This is a genomic window from Klebsiella sp. K5-204 (assembly GCF_030128585.1).
GTDB lineage: Bacteria > Pseudomonadota > Gammaproteobacteria > Enterobacterales > Enterobacteriaceae > Klebsiella > Klebsiella quasipneumoniae.
The window spans coordinates 146,549-161,514 of the sequence record NZ_JAKUZS010000005.1 but is presented as its reverse complement, the minus strand read 5'-3'; the positions used below and the strand labels follow the sequence as shown (position 1 = coordinate 161,514).

12 protein-coding genes are annotated in these 14,966 nt (G+C 58.4%); 4 read left to right on the top strand and 8 right to left on the bottom strand.

The window, feature by feature from the left end; translation table 11 throughout:
• The first annotated feature begins 12 nt into the window (after positions 1–12).
• The 3 genes from MKR05_RS14635 (at position 13) to fba (ending at position 3,322) form a co-directional block, all read left to right on the top strand.
• Complete coding sequence (locus tag MKR05_RS14635) at positions 13–1,404, top strand: PTS ascorbate transporter subunit IIC (RefSeq protein ID WP_044521232.1); 1,392 nt, start codon at positions 13–15, stop codon at positions 1,402–1,404.
• A 65-nt stretch (positions 1,405–1,469) separates the two neighbouring features.
• On the top strand, positions 1,470–2,432 hold the full coding sequence (locus MKR05_RS14630; RefSeq protein ID WP_032453579.1) for a carbohydrate kinase family protein: 963 nt from the start codon (positions 1,470–1,472) through the stop codon (positions 2,430–2,432).
• Positions 2,433–2,467: 35 nt separating this feature from the next.
• Positions 2,468–3,322 (top strand): class II fructose-1,6-bisphosphate aldolase, encoded by an 855-nt coding sequence (gene fba, locus MKR05_RS14625; protein WP_238875313.1) that lies wholly within the window; start codon positions 2,468–2,470, stop codon positions 3,320–3,322.
• Positions 3,323–3,380: 58 nt separating this feature from the next.
• Here the strand turns inward: fba and MKR05_RS14620 are convergent, their stop codons facing one another.
• From MKR05_RS14620 to MKR05_RS14610, 3 genes are all read right to left on the bottom strand, one after another.
• Positions 3,381–5,249 (bottom strand): amidohydrolase, encoded by a 1,869-nt coding sequence (locus tag MKR05_RS14620; protein WP_152842190.1) that lies wholly within the window; start codon positions 5,247–5,249, stop codon positions 3,381–3,383.
• Between the two features lie 24 nt (positions 5,250–5,273).
• Entirely contained in the window at positions 5,274–5,819 is a 546-nt protein-coding gene (locus tag MKR05_RS14615) for an antibiotic biosynthesis monooxygenase (protein ID WP_023288586.1), read from the bottom strand.
• Positions 5,820–5,955: 136 nt separating this feature from the next.
• Positions 5,956–6,597, bottom strand: a complete 642-nt coding sequence (locus tag MKR05_RS14610; RefSeq protein ID WP_284118275.1) for a hydrolase — start codon at positions 6,595–6,597, stop codon at positions 5,956–5,958.
• A 266-nt stretch (positions 6,598–6,863) separates the two neighbouring features.
• Between MKR05_RS14610 and MKR05_RS14605 the strand changes: the two genes are divergently transcribed.
• Positions 6,864–7,766 carry a LysR substrate-binding domain-containing protein gene (locus MKR05_RS14605; protein ID WP_023288585.1) on the top strand — a complete coding sequence of 301 codons (903 nt, stop codon included), beginning with the start codon at positions 6,864–6,866 and terminating at the stop codon, positions 7,764–7,766.
• On the opposite strand, the gene malZ is transcribed toward MKR05_RS14605, so the two are convergent.
• From malZ to phoB, 5 genes are all read right to left on the bottom strand, one after another.
• Positions 7,763–9,580, bottom strand: a complete 1,818-nt coding sequence (gene malZ / locus MKR05_RS14600; protein WP_101866065.1) for a maltodextrin glucosidase — start codon at positions 9,578–9,580, stop codon at positions 7,763–7,765. The genes MKR05_RS14605 and malZ overlap by 4 nt on opposite strands.
• A gap of 151 nt (positions 9,581–9,731) precedes the next feature.
• Complete coding sequence (proY, locus tag MKR05_RS14595; protein ID WP_023288583.1) at positions 9,732–11,105, bottom strand: proline-specific permease ProY; 1,374 nt, start codon at positions 11,103–11,105, stop codon at positions 9,732–9,734.
• Between the two features lie 86 nt (positions 11,106–11,191).
• Positions 11,192–12,511, bottom strand: a complete 1,320-nt coding sequence (brnQ, locus tag MKR05_RS14590; RefSeq protein ID WP_023288582.1) for a branched-chain amino acid transporter carrier protein BrnQ — start codon at positions 12,509–12,511, stop codon at positions 11,192–11,194.
• A gap of 414 nt (positions 12,512–12,925) precedes the next feature.
• Positions 12,926–14,221, bottom strand: a complete 1,296-nt coding sequence (gene phoR, locus MKR05_RS14585) for a phosphate regulon sensor histidine kinase PhoR (protein ID WP_284118274.1) — start codon at positions 14,219–14,221, stop codon at positions 12,926–12,928.
• A gap of 21 nt (positions 14,222–14,242) precedes the next feature.
• The gene (phoB, locus tag MKR05_RS14580; protein ID WP_004204861.1) at positions 14,243–14,932 is read right to left on the bottom strand and encodes a phosphate response regulator transcription factor PhoB; all 690 of its coding nucleotides are present in this window, start codon (positions 14,930–14,932) and stop codon (positions 14,243–14,245) included.
• Positions 14,933–14,966: the final 34 nt, after the last annotated feature.

Here is a 14,966-nt window from a genome sequence, read left to right as displayed (position 1 = left end):
GAGGGAACGACCATGCAGGCTATTCTTAGTTTCTTAACGGAAATATTCAGTCAACCCGCTTTTTTAATGGGGCTTATCGCCTTCGTTGGCTTAGTGGCGCTGCGCTCCCCCGGCAACAAACTCCTTACCGGCACATTAAAGCCGATTTTAGGCTATTTGATGTTGAGCGCTGGCGCAGGCGTTATCGTTGCCAATCTCAACCCGTTGGGCGGCATTATCGAAGCGGGATTTAATATCCGCGGCGTTATTCCGAACAATGAAGCCATTGTCTCCGTCGCCCAGAAGATGCTGGGCGTGGAAACCATGAGTATTTTGCTGTTGGGCTTTATTTTCAATCTGATCATTGCCCGCTGCACAAAATATAAATATATCTTTCTCACCGGTCATCACTCATTCTTTCTCGCCTGCCTGTTCTCCGCCGTCCTGCAGGCGGCGGAGTTCCAGGGCTGGATGTTGATCCTGATCGGCGGATTCCTGCTGGGCTCATGGTCGGCCATCTCCCCCGCCATTGGCCAGCGTTACACCAGGCAGGTGACCGAGGACGGCGGGATCGCCATGGGCCATTTCGGCTCTCTGGGCTACTACCTCTCGGCGTGGATCGCCAGCCGGACCGGTAATCCGGCAAACTCCTTCGCCGATACCGAAATCTCAGAGAAATGGGGTTTTCTGCGCGATACCACCGTCACCACCGGTATCGTGATGTTTGTTATCTACTTTATCTGCAGCGCTGTCGCCGGGTCGGCGTACCTGAGCACCATCACCGACCAGAACATGCTGATCTTCTCCGTGCTGACCGGTCTGCAGTTCGCCGTTGGCGTAGCCATTGTCTACAACGGCGTGCGCTTGATCCTGGGCGATCTGGTGCCGGCATTCCAGGGCATCAGCCAGAAACTGATCCCGGACTCCATCCCGGCCGTTGACTGCGCGGTGTTCTTTACCTTTAGCCCCACCGCGGTGGTGGTGGGATTCATCAGCTCCTTTGTGGGCGGGCTGGTCGGGATGCTCATGCTCGGCGGTCTGGGCATGGCGCTGATTATTCCCGGCATGGTGCCGCACTTCTTCTGCGGCGGTACCTCCGGGGTCTTTGCCGACAAGCTGGGCGGTAAGCGCGGTTGTATCATCGCCGCCTTTATCGGCGGGATCTTCCTGGCCTTCCTGCCGGCGATGCTGCTGCCGGCGCTCGGCAACCTCGGGTTTGAAAACAGCACCTTCGCCGATTTCGACTTCGCGGTGTGGGGCATCATTATCGGTAACGCGTTTACCCAGTTTGGCCAGGTCACTATCTACCTGATTTGTCTGGCGCTGCTCGTCGCGCTGCTGGCGCCTTTCTGCTTCCGTCAGGTACGGGTGGTGGGCAACACGCTCAGCTATGAGGAGCTTATCGCCAAGCAGAAAAATGAATAAGCGAGGTCATTTTTCCCGGCGGGACGGTCAAGCTTCCCGCCGCTGACAAATAATCAGGAGTGGTTATGGCTATTTTGTCCATTGGATTTGCTTGTTTCGATCAGTTTTTCTTTCTCAATGAATGGCCCCAGGAGAATACTAAAAACTTTTGTCATGATTTTATCGAAAGCGGCGGCGGCCCGGCGGCCAATGCGGCCTGGCTGCTGGGATTATGGGGGGAGGAGGTCTATTACATCGGCCATCTGCATCAGGATCTTTACGGTCAGCGCATTATCGATGAGTTTGCCGAAGCGGGCGTGGATACCAGCCAGGTGGTTTTCTCCGATGACATGATCACCCCGCTGGCCTCGGTGCTCGTCAATCGCTTAACGGGTTCGCGGACGATTATTACCCGCAAGATGCAAACACCGCCTTCCCTGACCTACGATCAAAAGCTCAAACTGGACGACCTCGCCGAGCGGCTGATTGCCGCCGAGGAGCCAGTCACTATTTTAATTGACGGCCATGAGGCGGAAATCAGTGAATATTTAATTAAGAAACTGCCCAACGCCAGAGTCGTGATGGACGGTGGGTCACTGCGTGCCAGCAATATTAAACTGGCGGCCTGGACCGACTATTTTGTGGTGAGCGAACATTTTGCCCGCGACTATATGAGCTATCGCTCGCTGAGCACCGAAGCAGAAATTAAAGCGGCGCTGATTGAGCTGAATAAAATTTGCCGCGGCGAGGCATTTATTACCCTTGGCGAAAAAGGCTGCGCTTTTTTAAAAAGCGGTATGCTGCAGATCGTTCCTTCCTGGCTGTGCAATGCCGTGGATACCACCGGAGCCGGGGATGTATTTCACGGCGCCTTCACCTATGGCGTCCACTACTCATGGCACATAGATAATATTATTTTATTTGCCAGCCTCACCGCCGCCATTTCTATTGAGAAAAAAGGGGTACGGGAATCTATGCCGGACCTGGCGGTCGTCCACCACTCGTTAAATAGCTACGAGAGAAACTTAAAGCAATATTTTGAAGAATAACTGTATTTAATAAATATCAAGAGGTGAATATGTTAGTGTCGATGAAGGACATGCTTCAGCATGCCCTGAGGGACGGCTACGCCGTCGGTCAGTTCAACATTAATAATCTGGAGTGGGTTGGCGCCGTATTAAGCACCGCCCAGCAGTGCCGCTCACCGGTTATTTTGGGCGTGTCCGGCGGCACGGTTAAGCATATGCTCGGGTTAAAATGTATTCATGACATCGTGGTTAACGCCATGGAGTATTTACATATTGATGTTCCGGTGGCGCTGCATCTGGATCATGGCACCACCCGGGAGGCCTGCGAAGCGGCGATGGCCGCCGGCTTCAGTTCCATTATGTTTGATGGCTCACATCTGCCGTTCAGGGAAAACCTGGCCATTACCCGCCATCTGGTGACGCTGGCGCACAGCAAAGGTATCTCCGTGGAGGCTGAACTGGGGACTATCGCCGGTAGCGAAGACGGCATTGTCAATTCCGAAGTCATCTATGCCGATCCGCAGGAGTGCTACACCCTGGTGACAGAAACCCAGGTGGACTGCCTCGCCGCCGCGCTGGGCTCCACCCATGGCCTGTATAAAGGCAAAGCCAGGCTGGGATTTAGCGAGATGAAAGCCATTGCCGAGCGGGTGAAGGTTCCACTGGTGCTGCATGGCGGCACCGGTATTGCCGATGAGGATATGCGCCGGGCGATTGCCTGCGGCACCGCCAAGATTAACGTTAATACCGAAAATATGTACGCCTGGTGCCAGCAGGTGAAGGCGATCTTCGCTGCCGATACCGGGCACGATGTGAACGATCCGCGGAAAGTGATCGCCCAGGGGCTGCAGCCGGTACGCGAGATGATTGCCCGCCGCATGGCGCTATTTGGCTCACAGCAGCGCTATTGATGCGTGAAAGGTGGCTGAAACCTCCGCCCCTTAGCTACCGGGGCGGAGGCGTCAGGCATCAGAAGGCAAAGCAGGAGCAGCCCAGCACGCCCCAGAAGGCCTGCTCGTCGGAGACCGGGATCGACGATTTCCGCGCGATATCATGCTGATGGCCGTGAACGCCGCAGCTACCGCAGCACTGGTGCATCTGTACCATGGCGCCAATTTTAGCCGCCGCCGGCGGAGCGGAACGGTAATGGCCCGGGACCTTCACCACCGGCGACCACTCCGGCAGCACCGGAATGGGCGGCGGCGCCAGCGGCGAGAAGTGACCGGCGGCATACACTACTTTGCCGTCAACCACCGTCAGCACCGACTCAATGCCTTTGATCTCCTCTTCCGCGACGCTGAAATAGTCCTTCGACAGCACCACCAGATCGGCAAGCTGACCGGCGGCCAGACGGCCCTTTTTCCCCTGCTCGCTGGAGAACCAGGCGCTGCCCGCCGTCCACAGCTCCAGCGCGACATCGCGCGGCAGCCGGTTGTTATCGTCATACATCGCCATCCCGCCGACGGTGCGCCCGGAGACCAGCCAGTACAGCGCGGTCCACGGGTTATAGCTGGCGACGCGGGTGGCATCGGTCCCCAACCCTACCGGTACGTCCAGCTCCAGCATTTTCGCCACCGGCGGCGTATGTTTCACCGCCTCTTTGCCGTAGCGCTCGACAAAATATTCGCCCTGGAAGGCCATCCGGTGCTGTACCGCAATGCCGCCCCCCAGCGCCTTCACCCGCTCAATGTTGCGCTCGGTAATGGTCTCGGCATGGTCGAAGAACCAGTGCAGGCCATTAAACGGAATGTCGCGGTTCACCTTCTCAAACACGTCCAGCATCCGGCTGATGGACTCGTCGTAGGTGGCATGCAGGCGGAACGGCCAGCGATGTTCCACCAGGTGGCGCACCACCCGCTCCAGCTCATCCTCCATGCCTTGCGGCAGATCCGGCCGCGGCTGCAGGAAATCTTCAAAATCCGCCGCCGAAAATACCAGCATCTCGCCGGCGCCGTTGGCGCGATAGAAGTCGGTCCCCTGCCCCGGCTTCAGCATGTCGGTCCAGCGTTCGAAGTCCTCCAGCTCCTGCTTCGGCCGCTGGGTAAACAGGTTGTAGGCGATGCGCACGGTCATTTGCTCTTTCGCGTGCAGCTGTTCGATAATTTCGTAATCTTCCGGGTAGTTCTGGAAACCGCCCCCGGCGTCGATGGCGCTGGTCAGCCCCAGCCGGTTCAGCTCGCGCATAAACTGGCGGGTGGAGTTCACCTGCAGATCCAGCGGCAGCTTCGGCCCTTTGGCCAGGGTGGCATAGAGGATCATGGCGTTTGGTTTGGCGATCAGCATCCCGGTCGGGTTGCCGTGGCTATCGCGGACGATCTCGCCGCCCGCCGGATCCGGCGTCTCTTTGGTATATCCCACAGCTTTCAGCGCCGCGCGGTTCAGCAGCGCGCGATCGTAGAGATGCAGCACAAACACCGGCGTATCGGGCGCCGCGTCGTTTAGCTCTTCCAGGGTCGGCATCCGTCGTTCGGCGAACTGGAATTCGCTCCAGCCGCCGACCACCCGCACCCACTGTGGGGAGGGTGTGCGATCCGCCTGCTCCTTGAGCATTCGCAGCGCATCGGCCAGCGAGGGCACCCCCTCCCAGCGGAGCTCAAGGTTGTAGTTCAACCCACCGCGGATCAGGTGCAGGTGAGAATCGTTGAGGCCCGGGATCACCGTATGCCCTTTGAGATCGACGATCTGCGTCCCCTCGGCAGCAAAGCTCATGATCCGATCGTGGCTTCCGGTGGCAACAATTTTTCCGTCGGCGATGGCCACGGCTTCCGCCAGCGGATTCGCGCGATCGAGGGTATGAATCTGGCCGTGGGTCAGAATCAGTGTGGCAGTTTGCGACATAACGCACTCCTTGGGGAGGCTGACTCAGTTTTTCTTCAACCAGCCAGCAAACAGGCGGGTCACGATGGGCATCCAGAACCAGACCACCAGCGCAACCACGCAGGCATCATTGATCAGGTGCAGCAGCAGGCTCCCCTTCAGCGACGGCAACAGCATGCCGGTCACCGCCGGCACCAGGTTGGTGCTGGGGAAAATCACCAGCAGGGTGATCAGAAACTGTTTCCAGCGCCGCGGCTGGCGCACATTCGCCACCGGCGGGGTAAACCAGAAGGCCGGTTCGGTCCGCACCTCCGTCCGATCGCCCTCCGTCAACAGCGGGGCAATCTCCGCCACCAGTTGACGACGGGTTTCCGACTGCGTCCAGGCGTAGAGATGCTCCAGGGTGTCGAAGCGGATAATCACGCTCCACAGATTCTGCCCTGCGGCGGGCCGGATCACATTCGCCCCGAGATGGCCGGGAAATTCAGCCGCGATGGGCATGATTTTGCCGAGCCACTCTTCGTAGCGCTGGCCGTGTTGCGGATCGAGCAGATGGCTGATGACCAGGGTCACCGATTTTTGCTGCGCCATAAAGAGTTCCTTGCTTCAGGGGAATGGCAGGATTGCTCCTGCCATTAGCGATAAATGGCTCTGCACAACATCATTCATGCTGCGTCTGGGCTGACAAACGCAGCCAACAAAGAGGCAGCTTGAAGGATGAAGTGAGTTACGCTTTACGCTCTGGCGCGCCGTGCACCATGGTATAAGCGTAATCCACGCACATCCCGTAGGCGCCGCTGTGTTCGCGCACCAGGTCCATGACCGCATCGTAAGTCGCTTTGCGCGACCAGTCGCGCTGGTACTCCAGCAACACCTGCTGCCAGGTCACCGGCACCGCACCCGCTTGCACCATCCGGTCAATAGAACGCTCATGGGCGTCGACAGAGGTACCGCCGGAGGTATCGGTGACCACATACACTTCGTAGCCCGCCTCCAGGGCCATCAGCGCCGGAAACGTCAGGCAAACTTCGGTCCACAGAGCGGAGATCACCAGCTTTTTACGGCCGGTCGCTTTCACCGCCGCGACGAAGGCATCGTCTTCCCAGGAGTTCATTGAAGTACGCTCAATCGGCTTGACGTCAGGATGCACGGCCAATAATTCCGGCCAGATATAACCGCTGAAGCTTTTGGTCTCTACGGAAGTGTAAATCACCGGTACATTAAAAATTTTGCCGGCTTTGGCCAGCGCCACGGTGTTATTTTTGAGGGTCTGGCGATCGATATTCGCCACGCCAAATGACATCTGTGGTTGATGATCAATAAAGATAAGGGCGGAATTAGTGGGATCGAGCAGTTCACGAATAGACATTAAATACCTTCTTAATCAATAAGTTAAAAAGATGACATGATGGTTAATGCGTCGTGTAGATCCTGACTGATAAAGCATGGTGAGTATAGCCAGTTATTTCTAACAAGTTATTAAAGTTTTTTTGTGATTTATATTTTGACAGCGGTTAGTATTGACTCACGCCAGCTTTCATCAAATTTTTACGTCAAACTGTTCTGATTTATTCACTGGCATTGATTATTGCGCTTAGGTACAACAAGGGGAAAATAAATTAATGGAACCCCCTGATGCGCGTAAACTTTGATGTTCTGATGATCCTTGATGCGCTGGACCGACACGGATCCTTCGCCACCGCCGCAGAGTCGCTGTATAAAACCCCCGCCGCGCTGAGCTATATGATCCAGAAGCTGGAGAACGATCTGGATATTGTCTTATTGGATCGCTCCGGTCACCGGGCGAAGTTTACCGATACCGGGCGATTGATGCTCGAGAAAGGACGCCAGCTGTTGAGCGCCGCCAGAGATCTGGAAAAGCAGGCCCAGCAGCTAAGCGCCGGCTGGGAGCGAGAGCTGGCGATCGCCCTCGACGCCTCGTTTCCCTTTTCAGCCCTGCTGCCGCTGATCGCCGAGTTCTACGCGCAAAACCCGCAGACGCGGCTGAACTTCAGTCATCACACCCTCGCCGGTTCGTGGGAAGAGCTGACCCACCATGGCGCGGATATTATCCTCGGCGCCATCAATGAGCCGCCTACCTCCGCCGAGTGGTCATGGCAAACCCTTGGCGCGCTGGATAACATTTTCGTGGTCGCTCCGACCCACCCGCTGGCCGGCGCGGAAGCGCCGCTCAGCAATAAGCAGCTCAGCCAGCACCGGGCGGTAGTGATCCGCGACAGCGCCCGCTATTGCCATCCGCTGAACAGCAACCTGCTTGATGAACAACCGCAAATCGGCGTCGATGATTTCGCCAGCAAAGTCGAACTGCTGTGCGCCGGGCTGGGCTGCGGCTTTCTGCCGCGTCATATCGCCCGCCCGTGGCTGGAAAAAGGCTGTCTGGTGGAGAAAAGCGTCGCCTGCTGGCGGGAAAAAGATATCACCTACATGGCCTGGCGCAGCGGGAATGACGGGCTGGCTCAGCGCTGGTGGCGGGAGGCGCTCCTCCGCGACGACCTGCTGAGCCAGCTCTATCGTTAACGGCCTGACCAGACGCAGGCGGAGATAGCCGGGAGGGTCAGCACCCCGTCATGGAAGGCGCCGGCGCCTTCCTGCAGCGTCCAGGCCTCCACGTCCAGCAGCGGCGAATCCTCGATAACCACCTCGCAGGCTTCGCCGCGGTTAATCGCCACCAGCACCCGCTGCTGTTTATAGACGCGGACAAACACCACCACGTTATCCTCGGCGTAAATCACCTGGCAGCCGCCGTAGCGCAGCGCCTGCTGGGCTTTACGCAGTTTCGCCATCCGCTGATACAGCGCCAGCAGCTGGGTATCCTGCAGCGCCGGATCCCACGGGAACGGTTTACGGCAGAACGGATCGTTATTGCCATCCACGCCCACCTCGTCGCCGTAGTAGATGCACGGTACCCCCGGCCAGCTGAACAGCCACACCACCGCCAGCGGCAGGCGCGCTACGTCTTTGCCAAGGAGAGATTTAAAACGCGCCGTATCATGGCTGTCGAGCTGATTGAACATCCGTAGCTGCTGCTGATGCGACAGCCCGGCGCGATAATTATCCATCCACGCCATACAGGTCTGGGCGTCTATCTTCTGCGGATCGTAAGAGATATCGGTATTGGCAAGGAATCCCCAGATCGGGAAGGTGAAGCCGCGGTAGTTCATTGCCGAATCTTCGGCATCCGCCTGCAGCCACTGGCGCGCGTCGCCAAAATGTTCGCCAAAGACAAAGGCTTCCGGCTGCGTTTGCTTCGCCGCCTGGGTGATGCCGGCGATATGCCGCAGGTTATTTCGCGCCCCGCCGCCTTCGCCGAGCATATGCACCACGTCCAGACGCCAGCCGTCCATGCTCCACGGCGCCTTCAGCCAGTGGCGTACGATGCTGTCCTCGCCGGCATAGATCTCGTTGACCAGGCTGGTCGACCGATAGTCGAGCTTCGGCAGACTGGCATAACCCAGCCAGTTGTGCGCCTGCCCCTCCCCGGAGAAGGTAAACCAGTCGCGCCACGGGGAGTCCGGATGATGGCCGGCGCCGCCGCTGCCCTGCTGGTGACGGTCGAACCAGGGATGGGAATCGCCGGTATGGTTGAACACGCCGTCGAGGATCATGCGCATTCCCGCCCGCTGGGTGTTATGGCGCAAGCGGAGCAGCGCCGCGTCGCCGCCAAACTGCGGATCGACGCGCCGATAATCCTCCGTGTCATATTTATGCACACTGGGGGCGGCGAAGACCGGGTTCAGATACAGGGCGGTCACGCCGAGCTGCTTCAGGTACGGCAGTTTTTCGCTGATGCCGTCGAGATCGCCGCCGTAGAACGTCGAACCGCCCGCCTCGCCGGTAAGCGGTTCGTCCCACGCCTTGCGCACAATCTCCCGTCCCGCCGCGTGATGGTAATAGACCGCGTCCTGTTCGGCGTCACGCGCAGCGCTGCGGGCAAAGCGATCGGGGAAAATCTGATAGAAAACCTGATCGGCCACCCACTGCGGGCCGGCGTCCGGCAGGTCGACGGCGAACTGCTCCAGCCTGGCCGGCGGGAAACGGCTGAAGCCCTGCGGCGTAAACCAGCGCTGATGATCGGCCCACAGCAGCTTAAAGCTGTAGCGGCGGCGCGGCTGACCGCTGGCGAGATGGATTTCACCGCGCCATGCCACCACCCCCGGCCTCGGCGCCTGGCGGAGGCGCTGCATCGGCAGCGACAGCTCTTCGTTATCTTCTTCCGCGCGCAGCGTGATCCGCTGCGGCAGCGACTCACCGCTTAACCACAGGGTAATAAACAGTCGGTCCTGTTGCACCTTGATAAAGGGTGCAACCGGAAGGTGCCATGCCTTCAACATCGTGAATCCTCATTGTGCAGAATGGGCACACCTTGCCATAGCCGTCAGGCGCAGAACTCATCGTCACAGGATTTTTTGGGGGAGGATAACGGGGGAGGACGCGGGTCGGCAAGCCGCCCCGGTCGCGCGATGCTGACCGGGGCGATGTCGATTACTGAGCCTGCGCCAGGCGGCGCTCGCGACGGGTCTTAAAGACCCAGCCCAGCAGCAGCAGCGCAATCCACGCCATACCGACATACAACGAAATGCGGGTGTCCGGATGATAGCCGATCAGGGCGATAATAAACGCCAGGAACACCAGGCCGACAACCGTGGTCGCCACCCCGCCGGGGACTTTGAATTTCAGGGCCTTGACCTCCTCCGGCGACAGACGGCGGCGGAAGGCAATCTGCGACAGCAGGATCATAATCCACACCCACACGGTGGCGAAGGTGGCCAGCGAGGCGATCACCAGGAAGACGTTTTCCGGCATGATGTAATTGAGGTATACCGCAAACAGCAGCGCAATGGTCATCACCATCACCGTCACCCACGGAATACCGCGACGCGAGGTTTTGGCGAACACCTTCGGCGCGCTCCCCTGCTCGGCCATGCCGTGCAGCATACGGCCCACGCCGAACACGTCGGAGTTAATCGCCGACAGCGAGGCCGTCAGGACCACGAAGTTAAGAATGCTGGCCGCGAAGGTAATGCCCAGATGCTGGAAGGTCAGGACAAAGGGGCTGCCGTCGGTACCCACCTGGTTCCACGGATAGATAGACATAATGACGAACAGCGTGCCGACATAGAACACCAGAATGCGCATCGGCACCGAGTTGATGGCGCGTGGAATGGATTTCTCCGGATCTTTCGCCTCACCGGCGGTAATGCCGATGATTTCAATACCGCCGTAGGCGAACATCACCATCTGCAGCGACATCACCATTCCCAGCCAACCGTTGCTGAAGAAGCCGCCGTTGCTCCACAGATTATGAATCCCCGTCGGCTGGCCGCCGTTGCCGATCCCCCAGATAATGATGCCGAACCCGGCGAGGATCATGATGATGATGGTGGCCACTTTGAAGAACGAGAACCAGAACTCCAGCTCGCCAAATACCTTGACGCTCATCAGGTTGACGGCGCAGATGATCAGCACCACGCTGAGCACCCAGATCCAGTGCGGCACCGTCGGGAACCAGACGCCCATGTAGATCCCGAAGGCGGTGACGTCGGCGATGGCGACAATCAGGATTTCAAAGCAGTAGGTCCAGCCGGTGATATACCCCGCCAGTCCGCCGAGGTTTTCCTGGGCATAGCGGGAGAATGAGCTGGCGGAAGGGTTATGCACCGACATCTCACCGAGCGCGCGCATAATGATATATGCCGCGACGCCGCCGATAATGTAGGCCAACAGTACGCTGGGTCCGGCCATTTTAATCGCGTCGGCTGAACCGTAAAAAAGCCCGGTGCCGATGGCGGAACCCAGGGCCATAAAGCGAATGTGCCGGGTGCTTAGCCCGCGCTTAAGCTTGTTACTACTTTCCATCGTGGTTTTTCAATGCCGTTTAACACAAAAAATAAAAAACCACGGAACCCGAAGTCCCGTGGTTAAACGCTTGTCCTCAACGCCGGTTAGTGCGCGCTGGAGGTCACCTGACGTCCGGCGGCACGGTCCCAGATCACCGCGAGAATTGCCATCACGGCGGTCGGCATCAGCCAGGCCAGGCCCTGCTCCGCCAGCGGCAGACGCGCGGTCCAGGCCGGCAGGATAGCGGCAAACGCCGATGACTTAATCCCGTCAATGATACCAAACATCAGACTGATAAACATGGCCGGCGCGATAACACGGGACGAATTATGCCACCAACTGCGGGTAAAGCTTAATACAACCAGTGCGATACACGGCGGGTAGATAGCGGTCAGCACCGGAATCGACACCTGAATCAGGTGGCTCAGACCGAGGTTGGAGACCGCCATCGAGAACAGGCCGAGGATAAAGACCAGCGTGCGATAGGAGAACGGCAGATACTGGGCAAAGAATTCGGCGCAGGCGCAGGTCAGGCCCACCGCCGTCACCAGGCAGGCGATGAAGATCAGCGCCGCCAGCAGGAAGCTGCCCGCCCCGCCGAAGGTATGCTGCACGTAGGCGTGGAGGATCGCCGCGCCGTTAGCGGACTGGTCCACGAGGGTGGCGCTATCCGAGCCCAGACGGAACAGCGCCAGATACAGCAGGGTCAGACCGACGCCTGCCATCAGGCCCGCCCAGACGGTGTAGCGGGTCAACAGACGCGCTTCGCTGACGCCGCGGGAGCGTGCGGCATTGACAATCACGATCCCGAACACCATCGCGCCGAGGGTGTCCATGGTCAGGTAGCCGTTGACGAAGCCATTGGAGAATGGCGCGGTACGATACGCTTCCAGCGCGTCGCTGATCGGGCCTGCCGGCCAGACAATAGCGGCGACCGCCAGCACAATCAGGGCAATAATTTTCAGCGGCGCCAGGAAATTGCCCACCGTATCCAGCAGTTTGCCCGGATAGAGCGAGACCAGGATCACCAGCGCGAAGTAGATAACGCTGTAGATCAGCAGCGGCAGCGGGCCGTCGCCGGTCAGCGGCGCAATCCCGACCTCAAAAGAGACGGTCGCGGTGCGCGGGGTCGCGAACAGCGGTCCCACCGCGAGATAACACACCACCGCCAGCAGGATACCAGCCACTTTACCAATCGGGGTGCTCAGGCTTTCAACGCCGCCGCCGACTTTCGCCAGCGCCACCACCGTCAGCACCGGCAGACCCACCGCGGTGATCAGGAAGCCGATCGCCGCCGTCCAGACGTGCTCGCCCGCCTGTAAGCCAACCATCGGCGGGAAAATAATGTTGCCTGCGCCAACGAACAACGCGAAGGTCATAAAGCCCAACGCTATGATGTCGCGAGATTTTAACTGATGGGTCATAAATTCATTACTGCCTGTGGATGTGGTGTTGTAAAAAAATGGAAAAATACCGCGCTACCCTCTCAGGGACGATACAGCGGCGATTGCCGGTAAACTCAGCGAGATATGCTCCCGAAGCGGCGTGGGAAAGAATTGTTTTTGGTATTACCACGCAAAAGCAGTCTGTCATCGACTGCGCAGGCGCAATTTAAACGCTTATAACGTTTTAAAGCAAGGCACGATCGCAAAAGCAGATGATTATGCTGGTTATCAGTTTCACACCAGAATCATTTACCATATTGATGGAAAACCCGTGGCTTATCATGCGAACAAAAAAGCAGCGCGCGTTCATTAAATAGGCGAGAGAAAAACGACTGCCAGGGAAAATGACCAGCCGAAGCTGGTCATTGGCAAGATAAGCTGACAGCGCGCCGCTCAGGCGTCGTTTCTGGCAATTAATCGTTCCGGGAGCAGGAAGCTAAAACGGGTTCCCTTGCCCACCGTGCTGGCGATCTCCAGCCGGCTGTCATGATGGTTGACCGCGTGTTTGACGATCGCCAGCCCCAGGCCGCTGCCCCCGGTTTGCCGGGAGCGAGCCTTATCCACCCGATAGAAGCGCTCGGTCAGACGGGGAATATGCTCCGGCGCAATGCCCGGCCCATTATCCTCGACGCTGAACAGCGCCCCCTGGGGCGTTCGCTGCCAGCTGACGCGAATTTCGGTGCCCGGCGGGGTGTGGTTCACCGCGTTATAGACCAGGTTAGAAATGGCGCTGCGCAGTTGTTCCTCGTTGCCCAGCACCTTGAGCTGCTCATCGACGGTAAAAATCAGCGTCTGCTTATCCTGGCTGAGGGTCTGCGCCTCGCGCTCCACGACCCGCAGCATCATCGGCACGTCGATGCGGTCATTCATCGCCAGCGCCGGCGCGGCTTCAATACGCGACAGCGTGAGCAACTGCTTCACCAGCCCCTCCATACGCTGGGTTTGCTCACGCATGGTGTGCAGGGCCTTTTCACGGGTCGCCCCTTCCAGCACCTGCTCCTGCATCATCTCCAGATAGCCCTGCAGCACCGTCAGCGGGGTGCGCAGCTCATGGCTGACGTTGGCGAAAAAGTTACGCCGCGCCCCTTCCAGCTGATGCATCTGCGTCACGTCGCGCGCCACCATCAGCCACTCTTTGTCGCTGTAGGGCATCACGCGAATTTCCAGATGACGGGCATTATTCAGCACCAGATTGAGCGGCTTTGAAAAATCACGCTGTTTCAGGTAGTTGGCGAATTCAGGATAGCGCAGAAGGTTAAGAATGTTTTGCCCACTGTCGTCCGGCCAGCGCAGGTTTAAAATCTGCTGCGCCAGACCGTTACACCAGAAAATGGCCCCCTCTTCCGTGGTCAGGACCACCGCGTCCGGCAGGGATTCCGCCCCGCTGCGAAAGCGCTTGATCAGGCTTCCCAGCTCACGTCGACGCTTTTTATTACGCATCTGCATCTGGTGCAGACCATACAGCAGCGGCTCCCAGCTGCCGCGGCCGGGCGGAGGGGTCATGCTCCGGTCCACCCACAGCCACCACGACAGGCGCATCAAATTCCAGAAATGCCAAATCAACAAACCGGTCACTGCCGCCAGTAAAAACCACGGCAAATGACCCACAAACGCCCCCAGAATCAGGGCCGGAATACACGCTAAAAAGAGCTCCAGCGCCAGCCTTTTCCATGACAGCCGTTCCAGCACGGGTCACACTCCTGTCAAAATTCAGAAACGGGCGGAGAAACGATACCCCGTGCCGCGAACCGTTTGCACCATGCGATCATGGCCACTGTGTTCCAGCGCTTTACGCAGGCGGCGAATATGGACGTCTACCGTGCGGTCTTCCACATAGACGTTGGTTCCCCAGACGTGGTTCAGCAGCTGCTCGCGGCTGTACACCCGCTCCGGATGGGTCATAAAGAAGTGCAATAATTTAAATTCCGTTGGCCCCATGTCCAGCGGACTTTCGCCGGTCATCACCCGGTGCGATGAGGGATCGAGGCTCAGCCCCTGCATTTCAATCACCTCTTCCACCGCCATCGGCGAAATACGGCGCATCACCGCTTTGATTCGCGCCACCAGCTCCTTCGGTGAGAAAGGCTTGGTAATGTAGTCGTCCGCCCCGGTCTCCAGGCCGCGAACGCGATCCTCTTCTTCTCCGCGCGCGGTCAGCATCACCACCGGAATATCCCGGGTCATCGCCTCGCGCTTGAGCAGCTTAATAAACTGCAGCCCCGAACCGCCCGGCAGCATCCAGTCAAGGAGAATCAAATCAGGCCAGGGTTCATTGAGTTGATTCACCGCGCTGTCATAATCTTCCGCTTCGACAGGCTGAAAGCCATTTTGCTCCAGAACAAAGCAGACCATTTCGCGGATTGGAGCTTCATCTTCAACGACCAGAATTCTTCTCGCCATTATTTACCCTGTGTTTTTTAGCCATCAGTATAGA

Bases quoted from the DNA above. Each gene is read 5' to 3' on its own strand.
- MKR05_RS14635 (WP_044521232.1), top strand. From the start codon at position 13: ATGCAGGCTATTCTTAGTTTCTTAACGGAAATATTCAGTCAACCCGCT.
- MKR05_RS14630 (WP_032453579.1), top strand. From the start codon at position 1,470: ATGGCTATTTTGTCCATTGGATTTGCTTGTTTCGATCAGTTTTTCTTT.
- MKR05_RS14620 (WP_152842190.1), bottom strand. From the start codon at position 5,249: ATGTCGCAAACTGCCACACTGATTCTGACCCACGGCCAGATTCATACC.
- MKR05_RS14615 (WP_023288586.1), bottom strand. From the start codon at position 5,819: ATGGCGCAGCAAAAATCGGTGACCCTGGTCATCAGCCATCTGCTCGAT.
- MKR05_RS14610 (WP_284118275.1), bottom strand. From the start codon at position 6,597: ATGTCTATTCGTGAACTGCTCGATCCCACTAATTCCGCCCTTATCTTT.
- MKR05_RS14605 (WP_023288585.1), top strand. From the start codon at position 6,864: ATGCGCGTAAACTTTGATGTTCTGATGATCCTTGATGCGCTGGACCGA.
- malZ (WP_101866065.1), bottom strand. From the start codon at position 9,580: ATGTTGAAGGCATGGCACCTTCCGGTTGCACCCTTTATCAAGGTGCAA.
- proY (WP_023288583.1), bottom strand. From the start codon at position 11,105: ATGGAAAGTAGTAACAAGCTTAAGCGCGGGCTAAGCACCCGGCACATT.
- brnQ (WP_023288582.1), bottom strand. From the start codon at position 12,511: ATGACCCATCAGTTAAAATCTCGCGACATCATAGCGTTGGGCTTTATG.
- phoB (WP_004204861.1), bottom strand. From the start codon at position 14,932: ATGGCGAGAAGAATTCTGGTCGTTGAAGATGAAGCTCCAATCCGCGAA.